This is a genomic window from Brenneria izadpanahii (genome assembly GCF_017569925.1).
In the GTDB taxonomy this organism is placed as follows: domain Bacteria; phylum Pseudomonadota; class Gammaproteobacteria; order Enterobacterales; family Enterobacteriaceae; genus Brenneria; species Brenneria izadpanahii.
On record NZ_CP050854.1, the window covers coordinates 880,675 to 898,000 of the forward strand.

A 17,326-nucleotide genomic window follows, 5' to 3' on the forward strand; every position below is an offset into this window, starting at 1 on the left:
ATATTGCTATCGATATTCTCTTTTCTATATTTAATCGTGTACCAACATCTTGTTCGAGAAATAATTTCTAACGTATAAAAATACATCATCAATTTTTAAATATATTTTTCAGGATTGTTGCATATGGATAACGCATTCAGCCCCTCTGATCTAAAAACTATTCTGCATTCAAAGCGTTCTAATATTTATTATCTGCAATATTGCCGCATTTTAGTCAATGGCGGACGAGTCGAATACGTTACCGATGAAGGGAAGCAGTCGTTGTATTGGAATATCCCTATCGCCAATACCAGCGTCATTATGCTGGGAACCGGAACATCCATTACTCAAGCGGCGATGCGTGAATTTGCCCGTGCGGGCGTGATGGTCGGTTTTTGCGGCGGAGGCGGAACGCCGTTGTTTGCGGCAAATGAAGTGGACGTGGATGTTTCATGGCTAACGCCGCAGAGTGAATATCGGCCTACAGCGTATTTACAAGATTGGGTGAGCTTTTGGTTTGATGATGAAAAACGCCTGGCCGCGGCGGTTGCTTTTCAAAAGGTACGAATTACACAGATTCGTCGTCACTGGCTGCATAGCCGCATGGAGAGAGAACAAGGGTTTATGCTGAGCAATGACAGGCTATTAGCCTTGCTCGATCGTTATGAACAAAATTTGTCTCAGTGCGCCGATAGCAACGATCTTCTGGCGCAGGAGGCGGTGATGACCAAAGCGCTGTATAAGCTGGCGGCTAATGCCGTTAATTATGGCGAGTTTGTCCGTGCGAAGCGGGGCGGCGGGGTCGACCTGGCAAACCGCTTTCTCGACCACGGTAATTATCTGGCCTATGGATTGGCGGCGGTCGCCACCTGGGTTATCGGCTTGCCGCATGGACTGGCCGTGTTGCATGGTAAAACCCGACGTGGCGGATTGGTATTTGATGTCGCGGACCTGATTAAAGATGCATTGGTATTACCGCAGGCCTTTCTTGCGGCAATGGCTGGGGATGATGAGCAAGAATTTCGCCAGCGTTGCCTAAATGGTTTTCAGCAGGCAGAAGCGTTGGATGTAATGATTGACGCCCTGCAAACCGTTGCCAGCCAATTAAGTCAGGTCGGCCGATGAATATTTTGCTGGTTTCCCAATGTAATAAACGGGCGTTGACAGAAACACGACGAGTATTGGATCAGTTTGCCGAGCGCAAAGGCGAGCGAACCTGGCAAACGGCAATTACGCTGGAGGGCTTGAATACCTTACGCAAGCTGCTGCGTAAAACGGCCCGGCGTAATACCGCGGTGGCCTGTCACTGGATAAAAAGCGCTAACCGGACGGAGCTGCTATGGATTGTAGGCAATCTCCGCCGCTTTAATGCCCAGGGGGTTGTGCCAACCAACGCCACCGAACGGGATATTCTAAAAGCGCAGGATGAAAATCAGTGGCACAGTATTGAAGCTATCGCTTTGCTGGCCGCCATCGCCGGGTTGTTTCATGACTTTGGCAAAGCCAATTCGCTATTTCAGCAGGGGCTGCGCGGCAAAGGAAAAACCTTCCAGCCCTATCGGCATGAGTGGATTTCACTGCGTCTGTTTCAGGCGTTTGTCGGCGATGGTGATGATGCCGGCTGGCTTAACGCGCTGAGTCATATTGATATTGCCGATGAGGCGGCGTTACTTCAACGGCTGCAAAAAGATGGATTAACCCCATTTAGCAATCCTTTTAAAGCGTTGCCGCCGCTGGCGACGGTCGTGGCCTGGCTGATTGCGTCGCATCATCGTCTGCCTGCTTATCCGGCAACCAAAAATCATACCGTTCCCCCGCAACTGGAAGAGGCGGATAGCTGGCTGACTCATCAGCTAACCGCCGAGTGGAACTCCATCAATATGACTCGGAATGACTGGTGCGAACAGGATAAACGGTCGATCTGGCATTTTCCGCACGGTACGCCGATACGCAGCGAAACGTGGCGCGGTAAAGCGCATAAGTTTGCCGACCGGGCGCGGCAGTTGGGTTCGCTGACGCAGTTCGGGGCGCTCAGTCAGCGCTTTACCAGTCATCTGGCGCGTTTGGTCCTGATGCTGGCTGACCACCACTATTCATCGCTATCGCCGACCGCAGGCTGGCAGGATGCCGGCTACGCCGCAGTTGCCAACACCGATCGCCAGAGCGGGGAAATGAAACAGATGCTGGACGAGCACTGTATCGGCGTGGGGCAGAATGCCTTACTGCTGGGGCGCAGCCTGCCGCAAGTGAGAAAAACGTTACCTTCCATCACCCGGCATAAAGGGTTTAAGCAGCGTACTACCCACGCTAAATATCGTTGGCAGGATCGCGCATTTGACGTGGCCTGCGCGCTGCGCGAGCGCTCTGCGGAACGAGGTTTTTTCGGGGTAAACATGGCCTCGACCGGCTGCGGTAAAACTTTCGCCAACGCCCGTATTATGTACGGCTTGGCGGACGAAAAGCAGGGCTGCCGCTTTTCCATTGCGTTGGGGTTACGCACGTTGACGCTGCAAACCGGCGACGCGCTACGGGAAAAGCTGACGCTACAGGATGATGATCTGGCGGTGTTGATCGGCTCACAGGCCGTGACGCAACTGCATGCGTTGAACCGCGAAACCGCTGGCGTGGCCGAGCGTTCGGGCAGTGAATCCGCCGATACTTTATTTGCGGAACATCAGTATGTCAGCTACGACGGCAGTCTGGATGACGGACGCCTTAGCGCCTGGCTGAGTAAAAATCCCGCGCTGCATAAATTGCTTAGCGCGCCGGTATTGGTATCAACCATCGATCACCTGATGCCCGCCACCGAAGGCGTGCGCGGCGGCAAACAGATTGCGCCCATGTTGAGGCTGTTGACCGCCGATCTGGTGTTGGATGAACCGGACGACTTCGATATTGACGATCTCCCCGCGCTGTGTCGTCTGGTGAATTGGGCAGGGATGTTGGGATCCCGTGTGTTGCTCTCTTCCGCTACTCTGCCGCCGGCGTTGATTCAAGCGCTATTTAACGCCTATCGTAGCGGACGGACCGACTTTCAGCAGGCATGGGGTAAACCGGGAACGCCCGTTGACGTTTGCTGCGCCTGGTTTGATGAACATGGCGCGCGGCAAAGCGACCATCAGACGGGTAAAACCTTTAAGCAAGCGCATGAGGCATTTGTGGCGGCGCGGGTAGAGAAACTGCAACAGGCTCCGGTGCTGCGTTTGGCTGAGTTGATACCGGTTTCGGCGGCCGGCGCCAAAGCCGATGGCGTGATCGCCGGCGTGGCGGAATGTCTTCATCAATCCATGATCACGCTGCACCAGGCGCATCACCAGACACATGCGTCAGGTAAAAGCGTATCGCTGGGGCTGATTCGGATGGCGAATATCAATCCGCTGGTCGCCGTGGCGCGCGCGCTTTTGGCAACGCCGTCGCCTGATGATTACCACATCCACTACTGTGTTTATCACAGCCAGCATCCGCTGGCGATGCGTTCTTTTATCGAACGGCGGCTGGACGCTTCGCTTACGCGTTATGAGTCCGAGATGTTATGGCAAATAGCGGAAATTCGGCAGGCGCTGGAATGTGGACGTGAACGTCATCACCTGTTTGTCGTGCTGGCGACCTCTGTGGCGGAGGTGGGGAGGGACCATGATTACGACTGGGGGATTGCCGAACCCAGTTCTATGCGTTCGCTGATCCAGCTTGCCGGGCGTATTCAACGGCACCGCCGGCAGGAACCTGCTGCGCCAAATCTGCATGTTTTGCGTCAGAACGTAAGGGCGTTGCGGGGCTGTTATCCCGCATACTGCCGCCCCGGTTTTGAGGCTTTCGATACCTTGCTCGATAGCCATGACCTGCGCGATTTATTGCAGGATGAGGAGTATCAGTCTATCTGCGCCATCCCGCGTATTCAGCAGCGCCCGCAGCTTAAGCAATCGCTGAGCCTGGTGGATCTGGAACACTATGCGCTGCGTAGAATGCTGCAGGGCAAAAAAAGTGACACGGATAGGTTCTACGCTGCCTTATGGTGGAAAACATCGGCCGACTGGTGCGGTGAACTGCAACGCCGTAAGCCGTTCCGCCAGTCGTCGCCGGATGAACAGCACTATTTATGGATAGCCGAAGAGGGGGACGAGCCTGAGTTCAAAATGCCCGACGACGGCGTAAGCGGCTGGAAAGCGAGCTATGTTTTTCAGCCGGTATCCGTTACCTGCGCCAAAGGCGTTGGCAGTTGGCTGACCGTGGACTATCAGGATATTTATGCGCAACTGTCGGAAAAGCTGGATATGGAGCTCAGCGCCATTAGCCAGCGGTTTGGCGAAATCAACCTGCCGGTACGGGATGCAGAGAAAAACGAAAGGTGGCTATGGCACCCGCTGCTCGGGGTGTTTGGCGCACTCGACTGAGTGCGCCGCTACCTGTGCGGTAGTTACAACTTAAGGAATACCAATAATACATATTTCTAAACTACTTGTTCAGCAGTGACCGTATCATAAAATTTCTAAAAATTTAAAGCCATTTATTTAAATAATACAAATTATACATAGGTATTGATCACTTGTTGTTCTAGCTATAAGATATCAACCATCGAAGCTGATTTAACTAAGTGATGGGGATGACTATGAAACGAGAAAAATTCAAAACGCTGTTTTGTGTAACCTTTATTCTGGCATTCACATTTTTCAGCAAACCAATAACGGTTAATACGCACAATGCGCGTCAATTTATCCAAGGCCAACAACAGTTTTCAATACTTTCACTAACGTTCAATGATCGTTTTTTTTAATAAGGTAATCTTCTTATTTGGGTAGAATTGCCTAGCCTATTATCAAGGAGTTGCACATGGAAGGGGACGGACTAAGCCGGTTTATTATCGGCTATATCGAAAACCGCAAACGCCTTAAACTTGATGCTGCGGAGAAAAAGTTTGCCGGCGATGCGCATGCGTTGGCGGCGGAAGTGCAGGAGATTAATGCGCGCTATCAGGTTCAGACCTGGCTGACCGATGCGGCTTCCCGCGCAGGACAGATAAGCCTGGTCACGCATGCGTTGAAGTTTACCCACAGCGACGCCAAAGGCAGCAGCGTGTTCAGTACGGCTTCCGCCGAGGAAAAACCGGAATACCTTTCCACCGCCGCGCTGAAGCAGCCGGAGGTGGACGCGGTAGGAAATGCCGCGGCGCTGGACGTGGCGAAACTGCTGCAAACCGAGTATCAGGGCGATTCGCTGGCATCCGCGTTACAGCGTGGCGATGATTCCGCGCTAGCCGCCCTGGCGGACGATCCCCGGCAGTTAGCGCAGTGGATCAACGGCTTTAAGCAAGCGTTAACGGATAAACAGCCCAGTTCTCACAAGCTGGCAAAGCAAATCTATTTTCCCTTATCGGATACGCCCGCCGACGGCCAGTATCACTTAATTAGCCCGCTTTATTCCTCCTCACTGGCGCAGGCGCTATATCAACGCATTACGCCTACCCGCTTTGGCGATGAAGCCAAAGCCATACGTCAGGCCAGAAAGGAGAAGCGCTGGCATGATGCTATCGACGTCTCCTATCCCAATCTCGCCGCACAAAACATGGGGGGAACCAAGCCGCAGAATATCTCGTTTCTTAACAGTGGGCGTCGCGGCAAATCATACTTATTGCCCTGTGCCGCGCCTGCATGGGAACGCGTATCCAAACCGCCGCTTCTGCATAAATCCATTTTTCGCCCCCGGGGCGAGTTTGCCTCTCTTGCTTATCCATTAGTTCGGCAGATGCAGCAATTTCTGCTCAGCGTGAGATCCGTCAGCAACACGATGGAAATCCGCCAGCAGTGTTGGGCGTATGCCGACAGCATTATCGATAGCCTGTTTAACTATGTGGCCGCCGTGCAGAACCTGGAGGCGGGCTGGAGTGGTGATGAAGCATGCGTGTTGAAGCGTTCTCAGCAGCTTTGGCTCGATCCCTATCGGGGCGAAACCGACCGGGATTTTAAACGTGAACGGGAAAGCGAGGATTGGAGAAAAGAGGTTGCGCATGACTTCGGCGTTTGGCTGAACCGTCAATTAGAGCATGAGCAATTGCGTTTTAGCGAGGTTGAACGGCGCGAGTGGTCGACGGCCAATCTGTTTAAGCGCCGGATGCGGGAACTGGAGTTCGAACTGATGGAGGCGATGCGATGAGCGCTCTGATTATCCTGCGTCATGTCAGTGTGGAAAATGCTAATGCGATAGCCGGGTTGACCTACGGTTTTCCGGCCATTACCCATTTTTTGGGATACGCCCACGCGCTTTCGCGTCAACTGCGGCAAAGTCACGCGCTAACGCTGCATGGCTGCGGCGTTATTTGCCACAAACAGCAGCTTCACGCTTACGGTTCCGGCTGGGAACGCGCTTTTGCCCTTACCCGCAATCCATTAACCAAAGAAGCGAAAACCGCGGCGTTCAATGAAGAGGGCCGAATGCATATGACGGTTTCTTTGCTGATTGAATGTCGCGGCGCCATCCCCGATGGCGATGAAGGGGCGCGTGCGCTGGCGGCGCACTTATCCACGCTATGCGTAAACCAGCGGCTGGCCGGTGGCGTTATCACCGATATTCGCAAAATCGACGTGATGGCTTTTCCGCAAAACGGCCCGCAAACCCGCCGTGTAATGCGTCGCTTACTGCCCGGCTACGTATTGCTGGATCGCAGCGAACTGCTGAAAAATCACTTTGCGCAACTAAAGCTCGATAATCCGGATGCTGAAATGCTCGACGCCTGGCTGGATTTCGCCGCGATCAAGATGGCCGCCGTCGCGGATAACGACAATCGCGACCTGGTTGAGTGGCGTTATCTGCCGAAGCCGGCGCCAGGTTATTTGGTGCCGTTGATGACCGGCTATCGGGCTATCTCGCCGTTGTATGCCCCCGGCGCGGTGGACAAAACCCGCAACCCGACAACGCCATTCTGTTTTGCCGAGTCGATCTACGGTATTGGCGAGTGGCGAGGCGCACACCGTATTGACGACTTGCAGACCGTGCTCTGGCGTTACCACTATCACGACGGCTGGTACCAGTGTTGCAGCAAGATCCCTGTAGCACCTGAAACCTATGATGACGATGAATTTAACGATGACGACGAATAACGGAAAAGGATTTAATCATGGCTAAAGAAACCATTAAGACAGCATCGGTGCTGGCGTTTGAACGTAAGCTGGCCAACTCGGATGCGCAAATGTTTTCCGGTAACTGGGAGCAATCTTCAGGCTGGCAACCGATAGCAATCAAAGAAAAAGCGGTGCGCGGCACCATATCCAACCGTTTGAAAAACGCACTGACGAGCGACCCGGCGAAGCTGGATGCCGAAATTCAAAAAGCTAACCTGCAACGCGTTGACGTGGCGGCGCTGCCTTTTGATGCGGATACGCTGAAAGTCAGTTTTTCACTGCGCGTGCTGGGGAATCTGGCGACGCCTTCCGTGTGTAACGATCAGGCGTATCAGGCTGAACTGTCGCAGGTGATCGATGGTTATATCGCCGAATCGGGTTTTGGCGTACTGGCGGGGCGCTATGCGGAAAATCTGGCTAACGGCCGTTTTTTATGGCGTAACCGCGTGGGGGCCGAAGCGTTGAGAATAAAGGTAACGCAGGGAGAAAAGAGCTGGACGTTTAATAGCGAAGCGTTCTCTTTGCGACAGTTCAGCACGCCAGAGGGCGATTTGGCACAGTTGGCAACCGCTATCGAACGTGGACTGACGGGCGAGGCATCGGCTTTTTTCACTGTAGAGGCGTTTGTGCGTCTGGGCGCGGGGCAGGAGGTCTTTCCTTCGCAGGAGCTGGTGCTGGATAGCAGCAGTAAAAAAAGCAAAATTCTGTATCAGGTGGACGGCATCGCCGCCCTGCATTCACAAAAGGTGGGTAATGCGCTGCGCACCATTGATGACTGGTATCCCGATGCCGCCGAATTGGGCTTAGGGCCCATTGCGGTAGAACCCTATGGCTCGGTCACCAGCCGGGGAAAAGCGTACCGTCAGCCAAAACAGAAAATGGATTTTTACACCTTGCTGGATAACTGGGTGACCAAGGGAAATGCGCCGGAGAAAGCGCAGCAGCATTACGTCATCGCTACGCTGATTCGTGGTGGTGTGTTTGGCGAGAAAGGGGAATAAGGATGCGGGTATGGATCACTATCTAGAGATACGGGTATTGCCCGATCCTGAATTCACCGCAGCCGATTTGCTTAACGCGCTGTTTGCCAAGCTGCATCGGGCGTTGGGGCAAAGGGGAAAGGGTGATATCGGCGTAAGTTTTCCCGATGCGGGCAAGACGCTGGGGAACATAATTCGTATACATGGCTCCGCTGCGGCATTAACTGACTTACAGAATCATGCCTGGTTGAAAGGATTGCGGGACTATACGCAAGCCAGTGAGATTCTGCCGGTTCCTGCCGACGCTAAATTCCGCACGGTACAGCGGGTGCAGGTGAAAAGCAGCGCCTTGCGTTTGCGGCGTCGTTCGGTAGCCAAAGGGTGGCTGACGGAACAGCAGGCGGAGGAAAGGATTCCCCTTACCTGTGAAAAGCGCTCTACCTTGCCGTTTCTACAGTTAAAGAGTTTGTCATCCAGACAAATATTTAAACTGTTTATTGCGCAAGGGCCGATTCAGAGTATGCCGGTGATAGGAACGTTTAGCTCATTTGGGTTGAGCGCGACCGCAACTGTCCCCTGGTTTTGACCCTTTTTTTTCGGTCAATCTTAACCTATTGATTTTATATAAGGTTGACCGAAAACTTGGAAAAAGGGTTTTTGCGTTATAAATGTATTTTTTCTTTAACAATCAGGTAAACGCGGTTATTTTCTAACAGTTCACTGCCGTACAGGCAGCTCAGAAATGAACCATCAAAATAAAATAAAGCCCCAATTAGTTCACTGCCGTACAGGCAGCTCAGAAAAGGTCGTCGGCGTACCGGCCGAGGATATGACAGTTCACTGCCGTACAGGCAGCTCAGAAAAGGAGATGAACTCCGGCGAAAGACCTTCTACTGTTCACTGCCGTACAGGCAGCTCAGAAAGCCATGTGGACCGCCGCGACCCCGTTATTCCGGTTCACTGCCGTACAGGCAGCTCAGAAAGTTGTTTATCAACCACCGCGTTTGCGCTCCGAGTTCACTGCCGTACAGGCAGCTCAGAAAATCAAATTGCCGGGCAAATACGCGGAGACGTTGTTCACTGCCGTACAGGCAGCTCAGAAATGGTGCGTTCGTTACGCCTCCGCCTGCAAGTGGTTCACTGCCGTACAGGCAGCTCAGAAAGTTAACGACGCGCTTCAAACCGACGGCGCCGCGTTCACTGCCGTACAGGCAGCTCAGAAATAACGACGCTGTGGACGATTTACGTAAACGGAGTTCACTGCCGTACAGGCAGCTCAGAAAACGGGGGATTTCAATAAAAATGATGTTGAGCAGTTCACTGCCGTACAGGCAGCTCAGAAAATGCAGATCGTGTGGCTATAAACACTCAATTTGTTCACTGCCGTACAGGCAGCTCAGAAAACGCAGAACCTGATGGCCACGATCAGCAGCGAGTTCACTGCCGTACAGGCAGCTCAGAAACGGAACTGGACGCCACGCAGAACCTGATGGCCGTTCACTGCCGTACAGGCAGCTCAGAAATTGAGCGTTCACAGAAAATTCTGGAATCTCGAGTTCACTGCCGTACAGGCAGCTCAGAAATATCAAAATCGACCACAACGTGGGCGTTTCGTGTTCACTGCCGTACAGGCAGCTCAGAAATAACAGCAATATCAACATAATCAGGTCGATTAGTTCACTGCCGTACAGGCAGCTCAGAAACTGTGATTTAGCGATGTGAAACAGGTCTTGTTGTTCACTGCCGTACAGGCAGCTCAGAAAGTGCGGGCGGCCGTGCAGGGTCTTGAACTGGAGTTCACTGCCGTACAGGCAGCTCAGAAAAGGCAATAACGCCACCGCCCTCAATGAAGAACGTTCACTGCCGTACAGGCAGCTCAGAAAGTTACCTGCAAAACACAATGCAAAAACCCGTAGTTCACTGCCGTACAGGCAGCTCAGAAATGGTGGTTATACCGTGCCGCCGACAGCAGCATGTTCACTGCCGCACAGGTAGCGTAGAAAGGTTCAGGATTCGGCAGGCGGTGGGGCTTCGGCCCACCGCCGTGCCGGCACATTACCTGGTTCCTTTCTTTCGGACCGCGGTAAACCGCTTTAAATCTGCGCCAGTTTGACTTATCGCCCCAGTCGCTCGATTTTCATCGGCTCCTGGGGATCGGTTTTGTTGCCGTCTTTCTGTGTTGTGAAATCTATTGTGAGATAACAAAACTGCTAATAGTCATCATCGGTAGTTTTACTTTAAACATTTTGTCGTTGAACTTGTATCTCATCTCTTTTTCCGAATAGGTTTGGTTAGCCGAAACGACCACAATTTCGCCGTTGGGATTTTTAAAAGCGAGCGTACCTTCATCGTTGTGGATATCTAACACCTCTGCGCCTGGTTTTAATAATGCGCTGAAATGCTTCAGGACATAATATTCAAAGTTATATTTGACGGTGGTCTGCATTCTATCAATGGAGATCAGGGAGTTTTGTTTCCAGCCCCAGGTGCTATTACCGCTGGCATCCAGAATCATATTCCAGTAAATGTATGCGCTGGCGCCGTTATCGAGATAGGTCTTAATCAGGCTGAAGGTATAAAAGCCGGAGAAGATATCATTTTCGCCTTTGCCGCATTCTGATTCGGTCTGGACGATTTTTACTTCAGGATAACGTTTATGGGTTTCAGCAATGGCATATTTGCCGTCCCACTGGTAGCCGATGCCGCCTATTTTATTTCTTAACGCCGGATCTTCCAACGTGGGTTCGGCGTAGGCTTTATAATCGCCGTAATTGATTGTTCCCAGCCAGGCTTTGGCCGTCTGCCGATCTTTATCTAACTGCGGGATCAGATAATCCCGCAGGAAATCCCGCATTTCTTCCCCATTCCATAAACTTGATGGAAAATCCTGACAGGCGGCGGGTTCGTTCTGGAGATGCAGCGCGTTAATGTTGACGCCTTCCTGTTTGTAGGCGGAGAGAAATTTTGAAAAATACAGCGCATAGGCTCGTTGAACTTCCGGCGTCCATATCAGGTGGGCGTCGTCCTTCATACCGCGGCATCCATAATGCTGATTAACCTTCATCCAGGCCGGCGGCGTCCAGGGGGAGGCAATAAACGCCAGGTCGGGTTTATATACCAAAGCCGCTTTTATATAAGGCAACAGATATTTTTTATCCCGCTCGATGGAGAAGTTTTTCATGGCGAAATCATTAGGAGTATCATTCAGTGAATAATAATCCATTGAGAAGTCATTAGCGCCGACAGGTATCCGTCCGAGGTTGAGATTCAGTTCCTTGTCGGAAAATAGCGATTTAATGATCTCCTGTTTTTTATTTTCCGGCAGGGCGGAAATAGCATCCCAACCTTTCTCATTAAATGTTCCGCCAAAACCCTCGAATTTCTGCCGCGTTTTTTTTATATCGATATCGATTACTCGATAATCGCTGTTGTCGAACTTCTCCCACGCTAAAGCGGGCATTTTTTCCCAGCTGACAATGTCATTTTTTTGTTCGTTAAAACCTGATTGTATCCATGTCACGTTGTTGGCCATTGCGGCGGCGGGAGTCAATAGCGCCATGACAAAAGCCAGGTGGAGCCGATGGTGGTTCATCATTTTTTTTCCTTTTCTGATTAATCGCTATTAAGCTGTTTTTGGAGCAAAAAAAAACCTAACCACATAACGAACACCATTCGTTATGTGGTTAGGTTTTGCCTGACGCCGAAAATCAGTAACAATCCGCATGACACTTTTATCCTCTGTTAGTCGGGATTTCAAGTTAATGCGCAAAAGGTGTGAGCGGGCTCGACTAAATTATTATTCGCTTATGCAGCAAGGGCGTGGGTATCCGCTTTCTGAACGAATACGCTGTAACCGGTTTGACGACGTAAATACGCCGCACCGCTATGTTCACGGCCAAGACGGTAAAAATGGAGAGGTAAGAGCCGCCGGACGGCGGCTCTGCAACGCTTACTGAATGGCGGCGAAAGCGGCGGCGACGCGTTGGACATTGCCGTGGTTCAGGCCGGCCATGCACATGCGGCCGCTGGCGATCAGATAGACGCCAAACTCTTCGCGCAGACGATCGACCTGCTCCGGGCTAAAGCCGGTGTAGCTGAACATGCCGCGCTGGGTCAGCAGGTAATCAAAGTTGCGCGCCGGCAGCGCTTCTTTCAACGCGGCGACCAGCGTTTGACGCATTTCCAGAATACGCGTGCGCATCTCTTCCACTTCAGCGCGCCAGCTGGCGTTTAGTTCGGCGTCATTGAGCACTTTAGACACCACCTGCGCGCCGAAATTCGGCGGCGAGGAGTAGTTGCGGCGAACGGTCGCCTTCAACTGGCCCAGTACGCGCAGTGCGGTTTCGGCATCTTCACAGACCACGGAAAGCCCGCCCACGCGTTCGCTGTACAGCGAGAAGATTTTAGAGAATGAATTGGCGATCAGCGCCGGAATGCCGGCGCTGGCCACTGCGCGAATGGGGTAAGCATCCTGATCGATGCCATCGCCAAAGCCCTGATAGGCGATATCCATAAACGGAATCAATTCACGGCTGATTAGCACTTCGATAACGCGATCCCACTGCTCGTTGGTCAGGTCGGAACCGGTTGGGTTATGGCAGCAAGGATGCAGCAGCACGATGCTTTGCGCCGGCAACTGTTGCAACGCGGCCAGCATGGCGTCAAATTTCACGCCCAGGCTGTCGGCGTCAAAATAGGGGTAGGTATGCACCTTGAAACCCGCGCCGGAGAAGATCGCAATATGGTTTTCCCAGGTCGGATCGCTGACCCATACCTCAGAATTCGGGAAGTAACGCTTCAGAAAGTCGGCACCCACTTTCAGCGCGCCTGAGCCGCCCAGCGTCTGGATGGTCGCAATGCGATTGGCGGCGATCGCCGGATGTTGTGCGTCAAACAGCAGATGCTGAACCGCCGTGCGGTATGACTGCAAACCTTCCATCGGCAAATAAGAGCTGGCGCTCTTGGGCTGTTGTTCCAGATAGTCTTCGGCGGCGCTGACGGCGCGAAGCTGAGGAATAATATTCTGTTCGTCGTAGTACAAACCGATACTCAAATTTACCTTGTCCGCGCGCGGATCCTGTTTGAACTTTTCCATCAATGACAGAATCGGATCGCCAGCATAGGCATCAACTTTTTGAAACACAGTATAACTCTCCTGGATATATACCCTTCATCTTTCAAGTTGCAGGTGCGTTGGCTGCGTTTGCTCACCCGAATCACTTACTGAAGTAAGCTCATCGGGATTCACGCACTTGCCGCCTTCCTGCAACTCGAAATCTATTGGGTATAGTAAATGGGCATCGGGTAATACGGTCATGATTACCGGCCGTCAAACCGCGTAGCGGCCGGGACGATGATTCATCGCAATAATCAGGTTCAGAATGGTCGCTCCCAGTATTGAAGCAATCAGCATAGGTATGCTTACCACGAACAGGGAAGCCAGTACAATCACAATATCTACCCCCATTTGCAATTTCCCGGCGCGGATCCCGTATCTGTCCTGTAGATAGAGCGCCAGGATGTTCACGCCGCCCAGGCTGGCCTTGTGGCGGAACAGAACGATGAATCCCAGACCCATAATAACGCTGCCGAATAGCGTGGCGTAGAACGGATTAAGTTTATCCATATGAATGAACAGCGGATGGAGGTCGGAAAACAGGGAAACCAGCGCCACGGCAAAGAACGTTTTGATGGTGAATTTCCAGCCCATACGACGAATAGCCAGATAATAGAACGGCAGATTAAGCAGGAAAAACGCCGTACCGAAGGAGATATGCGTCAGGTAATGCAGCAGAAAAGCCATACCAGCCGTGCCGCCGGTCAGCGCGCCGGACTGACGTAGCAAAACAACGCCAAAAGAAACCATCAGCGTGCCAATCAAAATGGCCAGAATATCTTCCAGCGGAGTGTGTGATAGTTTGTCTGTGGTAATAACGTTATCCATGATGGCGGCTCAATAGGTAGTCAATAGAGTAAAAAATCAATAAACACAGCGGAATCAAGCAAGAATCACACCATATAACGCTTTGATATGGCCGGTTACCGGTAGGGATAAGAGTAACTTATTGAATTATAAGAATGAAAAAATGCTCGGATATTGCGTTAAATGGCTTTGTTTTGCTTATTGCGTGCATATTTTATTGATTGATGCATAAAACAGTCAAATTATTGCACCAATAGGAAGCGGGCTGCCCTGGATCAGGGCAACGTCGGCAGTTCTGGCGTCATCAAGCCATTCTCTTTGAGACGATTGAGCACCACAGAGGTTTTCAGATGCGCCACGCTTTTATTCTGCGACAGAATCTGGCTGATTAAGGCGCTTAATCCCGGCAGGTCCGCTACCGCCACCTTCAACAGATAGTCGGCATCGCCAGTAGTTTTATAGGCGTCGATGATGGCGTCCACTTCCCCCAGCATCCGGTGGAAACTTTCGACATATTCGTTGGTATGGTTAATCAGCCGCACTTCAATCAACCCCAGGCACTCCAGCCCCACGGCATTGGGGGAAAGACGGGCGTGATAGCCAAGAATGAGTTGAGCCTGCTCCAACGCCACACGGCGGCGGGAGCACTGGGATGCGGAAAGCCCGACCAGTTCGCTTAATTCCTGATTAGTCAGACGCGCATTGGACTGTAATAGCGTCAGGATTTTCAGATCAAAGTCATCAATATGATACATAGCTCTCTCTAAACGGCGCCAAATAATCAAGATCACAGACTAGCAGCTTTTTCTCCCGCTTTGTCGATGGTCAACGGCTATGAACAATAGCATGAGCGGAAAAACCCGCACCATTATGGATCGCCATCATGCGTAAAAAGCCCTTCATAATTCATTTTCATGCATTAAATGGTTATTTAATGCGCAGTATAAACATATTAAGTCATTTTATGCATGAATTGTGATTTTTTGAAAAATATAAATTATCTGTTTTTTCATTGAGTTATTCCGTTCGCCGACCGGTGGTATCGACAACTCGGCCTCAGTTGGCCTGATAGTTGCTACGCCGGTGAGCAGTTTTTTACTTCTTGTCGGGATAAACATATGGACACACAGCAGTCAGACGGCCAATTGAAAAGAGGCCTGAAAAACCGTCATATCCAACTTATCGCGCTGGGGGGCGCAGTCGGCACCGGTCTTTTCCTGGGGATTGCGCAAACCATTAAAATGGCTGGGCCGTCAGTATTGCTCGGCTATGCCATTGCCGGGGTTATCGCCTTTTTCATTATGCGCCAGCTAGGAGAAATGGTGGTGGAAGAGCCGGTGGCCGGTTCATTCAGCCACTTCGCACATAAATATTGGGGCGGTTTCGCCGGGTTTATGTCCGGCTGGAATTACTGGGTGCTTTACGTGTTGGTCAGCATGGCCGAGTTAAGCGCGGTCGGCATCTATGTTCAATATTGGTGGCCGGATATTCCTACCTGGGTATCGGCGGCGGTATTTTTCGTGGTGATTAACGCCATCAACCTGGCTAACGTTAAAGTTTACGGCGAGATGGAGTTCTGGTTTTCCATCATCAAAGTCGCGGCGATCGTCGGCATGATTCTGTTCGGCGGCTATCTGCTGATCAGCGGCACCGGCGGGCCGGAAGCCAGCGTGACCAACCTGTGGCGGCACGGCGGTTTTTTCCCCAACGGCATCAGCGGCATGGTGATGGCGATGGCGGTGATCATGTTCTCCTTCGGCGGTCTGGAACTGGTGGGCATTACGGCCGCCGAAGCTGATAATCCCGAAAGCAGCATCCCACGTGCCACCAATCAGGTGATTTATCGTATTCTGCTGTTTTATGTCGGCGCGCTGGCGGTGTTGCTGTCGCTTTATCCGTGGCCGAAAGTGGTCGAGGGCGGCAGTCCTTTCGTTTTGATTTTCCATGCGCTGAACAGCGATATCGTCGCCACCGTGTTGAATCTGGTGGTGCTGTCGGCCGCGCTGTCGGTATATAACAGCTGTGTTTATTGCAACAGTCGTATGTTGTTTGGTTTGGCGAAACAGGGCAATGCGCCTCAAGCGCTGCTTAAGGTGAATAAGGGCGGTATTCCGCTGATGGCGCTGGGCGTGTCGGCGCTGGCGACGGCGCTGTGCGTATTGCTTAACTACGTTATGCCGGGCAAGGCGTTTTCACTGCTGATGGCGCTGGTGGTTTCCGCGCTGGTGATCAACTGGGCGATGATCTGCATTACCCATTTGAAGTTCCGTATGGCTAAAAAACAGGCGGGAGAAAACACGCGGTTTAAAAGCCTGGGCTATCCGCTGACGAATATCGTCTGCCTGCTGTTTCTGGCCGGTATCCTGGTTGTGATGGCGATAACGCCGGGGATTCAGATTTCCGTCTGGCTGATCCCGTGTTGGCTGCTGGTGTTGGCGGTCAGCTATGTGGTTAAAAAGAAAAAAAATACGGCGTCTGAGTTGGTTGTGAAGGCCGATTGTTGACTGTTGCATCAGTCTTATTCAATGTTGCGGGGAAATACGATGAGAAAGTGGAGTTTACTTGTGCTGTTGTTGATTGCCGGGGGCGCCAGCGCGCAGTCTCACCTGGATAAGGTGTTGGATCAGGGCGTGCTGAACGTATGCACCACCGGAGACTACAAACCTTATACCTACCTGCGTGACGACGGGCGCTATGAGGGGATTGATATCTCGATGGCCGAATCGCTGGCGCAAAGTCTGGGCGTAAAGGTAAATTGGGTTAAAAGCACTTGGAAGACGCTACTACCGGATTTACAGGCTGGTAAGTGCGATATCGCGATGGGCGGCATCTCCGTGACCCTGGCGCGGCAAAAGGCGGCATTCTTCACCACGACGCTGGATGTGGATGGCAAAATCCCGCTGGCGCGCTGTGAGAATAAAGACAAGTACCAGACGATTGAGCAGATTAATCAGCCGTCGGTCCGTCTGATTGAACCGGCGGGCGGCACCAATGAGGCTTTCGCGCATAAATATCTGCCGCAGGCTACGTTGATACTGCATGACAACGTGACCATTTTTCAGCAACTGGTGGACAAAAAAGCGGATGTAATGGTGACGGAAGCATCGGAAGCGCTGTTTCAGCAGAAGCATTACCCGGAACTGTGCGCGATTAACCCGGATAAGCCGTTACAGTATGGTGAAAAGGCCTATATGCTGCCGCGCGACGATATAGCCTGGAAGGCGTATGTCGATCAGTGGCTGCACCTGAGCAAAGCCAGCGGCGAGTACCACAAGATTGTCGGCGAGTGGCTGGCGGTCAGCCCGTAGCGAACATAAAAATTGTTATCGGAG

General features: G+C 52.0%; 12 protein-coding genes and 1 CRISPR repeat array. Of the genes, 8 read left to right on the plus strand and 4 right to left on the minus strand.

Annotation, left to right across the window (positions count from 1 at the left end; translation table 11 throughout):
- Positions 1-123: 123 nt before the first annotated feature.
- The 6 genes from cas1f (at position 124) to cas6f (ending at position 8,657) form a co-directional block, all read left to right on the plus strand.
- Positions 124-1,104, plus strand: coding sequence for a type I-F CRISPR-associated endonuclease Cas1f (gene cas1f, locus HC231_RS03890; RefSeq protein ID WP_208229810.1), 981 nt, complete (start codon positions 124-126; stop codon positions 1,102-1,104).
- Positions 1,101-4,370: a type I-F CRISPR-associated helicase Cas3f gene (gene cas3f / locus HC231_RS03895; protein WP_208229811.1), complete on the plus strand. Its 3,270-nt coding sequence runs from the start codon at positions 1,101-1,103 to the stop codon at positions 4,368-4,370. The genes cas1f and cas3f overlap by 4 nt, the downstream gene beginning before the upstream one ends.
- A 436-nt stretch (positions 4,371-4,806) precedes the next feature.
- Positions 4,807-6,126 carry a type I-F CRISPR-associated protein Csy1 gene (gene csy1, locus HC231_RS03900; protein ID WP_208229812.1) on the plus strand — a complete coding sequence of 440 codons (1,320 nt, stop codon included), beginning with the start codon at positions 4,807-4,809 and terminating at the stop codon, positions 6,124-6,126.
- A complete protein-coding gene (csy2, locus tag HC231_RS03905) occupies positions 6,123-7,070 on the plus strand; it encodes a type I-F CRISPR-associated protein Csy2 (RefSeq protein WP_208229813.1) in 948 nt (315 codons plus the stop codon). The genes csy1 and csy2 overlap by 4 nt, the downstream gene beginning before the upstream one ends.
- 17 nt (positions 7,071-7,087) lie before the next feature.
- Positions 7,088-8,092 (plus strand): type I-F CRISPR-associated protein Csy3, encoded by a 1,005-nt coding sequence (csy3, locus tag HC231_RS03910; RefSeq protein WP_208229814.1) that lies wholly within the window; start codon positions 7,088-7,090, stop codon positions 8,090-8,092.
- Positions 8,093-8,102: 10 nt separating this feature from the next.
- Positions 8,103-8,657 carry a type I-F CRISPR-associated endoribonuclease Cas6/Csy4 gene (gene cas6f / locus HC231_RS03915; protein ID WP_208229815.1) on the plus strand — a complete coding sequence of 185 codons (555 nt, stop codon included), beginning with the start codon at positions 8,103-8,105 and terminating at the stop codon, positions 8,655-8,657.
- A 129-nt stretch (positions 8,658-8,786) separates the two neighbouring features.
- A CRISPR array of direct repeats spans positions 8,787-10,074; the repeat unit is 28 nt; unit sequence GTTCACTGCCGTACAGGCAGCTCAGAAA.
- A 185-nt stretch (positions 10,075-10,259) separates the two neighbouring features.
- Here cas6f and HC231_RS03920 read toward each other — a convergent pair.
- The 4 genes from HC231_RS03920 to HC231_RS03935 form a co-directional block, all read right to left on the minus strand.
- The gene (locus HC231_RS03920; protein ID WP_208229816.1) at positions 10,260-11,666 is read right to left on the minus strand and encodes a glycoside hydrolase family 30 protein; all 1,407 of its coding nucleotides are present in this window, start codon (positions 11,664-11,666) and stop codon (positions 10,260-10,262) included.
- A 354-nt stretch (positions 11,667-12,020) separates the two neighbouring features.
- Positions 12,021-13,214 carry an amino acid aminotransferase gene (locus tag HC231_RS03925; protein WP_208229817.1) on the minus strand — a complete coding sequence of 398 codons (1,194 nt, stop codon included), beginning with the start codon at positions 13,212-13,214 and terminating at the stop codon, positions 12,021-12,023.
- 186 nt (positions 13,215-13,400) lie between these two features.
- Positions 13,401-14,015, minus strand: a complete 615-nt coding sequence (locus HC231_RS03930; protein WP_208229818.1) for a YitT family protein — start codon at positions 14,013-14,015, stop codon at positions 13,401-13,403.
- Between the two features lie 254 nt (positions 14,016-14,269).
- Positions 14,270-14,749 carry an Lrp/AsnC family transcriptional regulator gene (locus tag HC231_RS03935; RefSeq protein WP_208229819.1) on the minus strand — a complete coding sequence of 160 codons (480 nt, stop codon included), beginning with the start codon at positions 14,747-14,749 and terminating at the stop codon, positions 14,270-14,272.
- Between the two features lie 363 nt (positions 14,750-15,112).
- Here HC231_RS03935 and HC231_RS03940 point away from each other — a divergent pair, with 363 nt between their 5' ends.
- Together HC231_RS03940 and HC231_RS03945 are read left to right on the plus strand one after the other, a co-directional pair.
- Positions 15,113-16,498 carry an amino acid permease gene (locus tag HC231_RS03940; protein ID WP_208229820.1) on the plus strand — a complete coding sequence of 462 codons (1,386 nt, stop codon included), beginning with the start codon at positions 15,113-15,115 and terminating at the stop codon, positions 16,496-16,498.
- Between the two features lie 39 nt (positions 16,499-16,537).
- Positions 16,538-17,302 carry a transporter substrate-binding domain-containing protein gene (locus HC231_RS03945; protein ID WP_208229821.1) on the plus strand — a complete coding sequence of 255 codons (765 nt, stop codon included), beginning with the start codon at positions 16,538-16,540 and terminating at the stop codon, positions 17,300-17,302.
- The last annotated feature ends 24 nt before the right edge of the window (positions 17,303-17,326 follow it).

Excerpts from the sequence above, each read along its gene's own strand:
- cas1f (WP_208229810.1), top strand. The coding sequence starts at position 124 with ATGGATAACGCATTCAGCCCCTCTGATCTAAAAACTATTCTGCATTCA.
- cas3f (WP_208229811.1), top strand. The coding sequence starts at position 1,101 with ATGAATATTTTGCTGGTTTCCCAATGTAATAAACGGGCGTTGACAGAA.
- csy1 (WP_208229812.1), top strand. The coding sequence starts at position 4,807 with ATGGAAGGGGACGGACTAAGCCGGTTTATTATCGGCTATATCGAAAAC.
- csy2 (WP_208229813.1), top strand. The coding sequence starts at position 6,123 with ATGAGCGCTCTGATTATCCTGCGTCATGTCAGTGTGGAAAATGCTAAT.
- csy3 (WP_208229814.1), top strand. The coding sequence starts at position 7,088 with ATGGCTAAAGAAACCATTAAGACAGCATCGGTGCTGGCGTTTGAACGT.
- cas6f (WP_208229815.1), top strand. The coding sequence starts at position 8,103 with ATGGATCACTATCTAGAGATACGGGTATTGCCCGATCCTGAATTCACC.
- HC231_RS03920 (WP_208229816.1), bottom strand. The coding sequence starts at position 11,666 with ATGATGAACCACCATCGGCTCCACCTGGCTTTTGTCATGGCGCTATTG.
- HC231_RS03930 (WP_208229818.1), bottom strand. The coding sequence starts at position 14,015 with ATGGATAACGTTATTACCACAGACAAACTATCACACACTCCGCTGGAA.
- HC231_RS03935 (WP_208229819.1), bottom strand. The coding sequence starts at position 14,749 with ATGTATCATATTGATGACTTTGATCTGAAAATCCTGACGCTATTACAG.
- HC231_RS03940 (WP_208229820.1), top strand. The coding sequence starts at position 15,113 with ATGGACACACAGCAGTCAGACGGCCAATTGAAAAGAGGCCTGAAAAAC.
- HC231_RS03945 (WP_208229821.1), top strand. The coding sequence starts at position 16,538 with ATGAGAAAGTGGAGTTTACTTGTGCTGTTGTTGATTGCCGGGGGCGCC.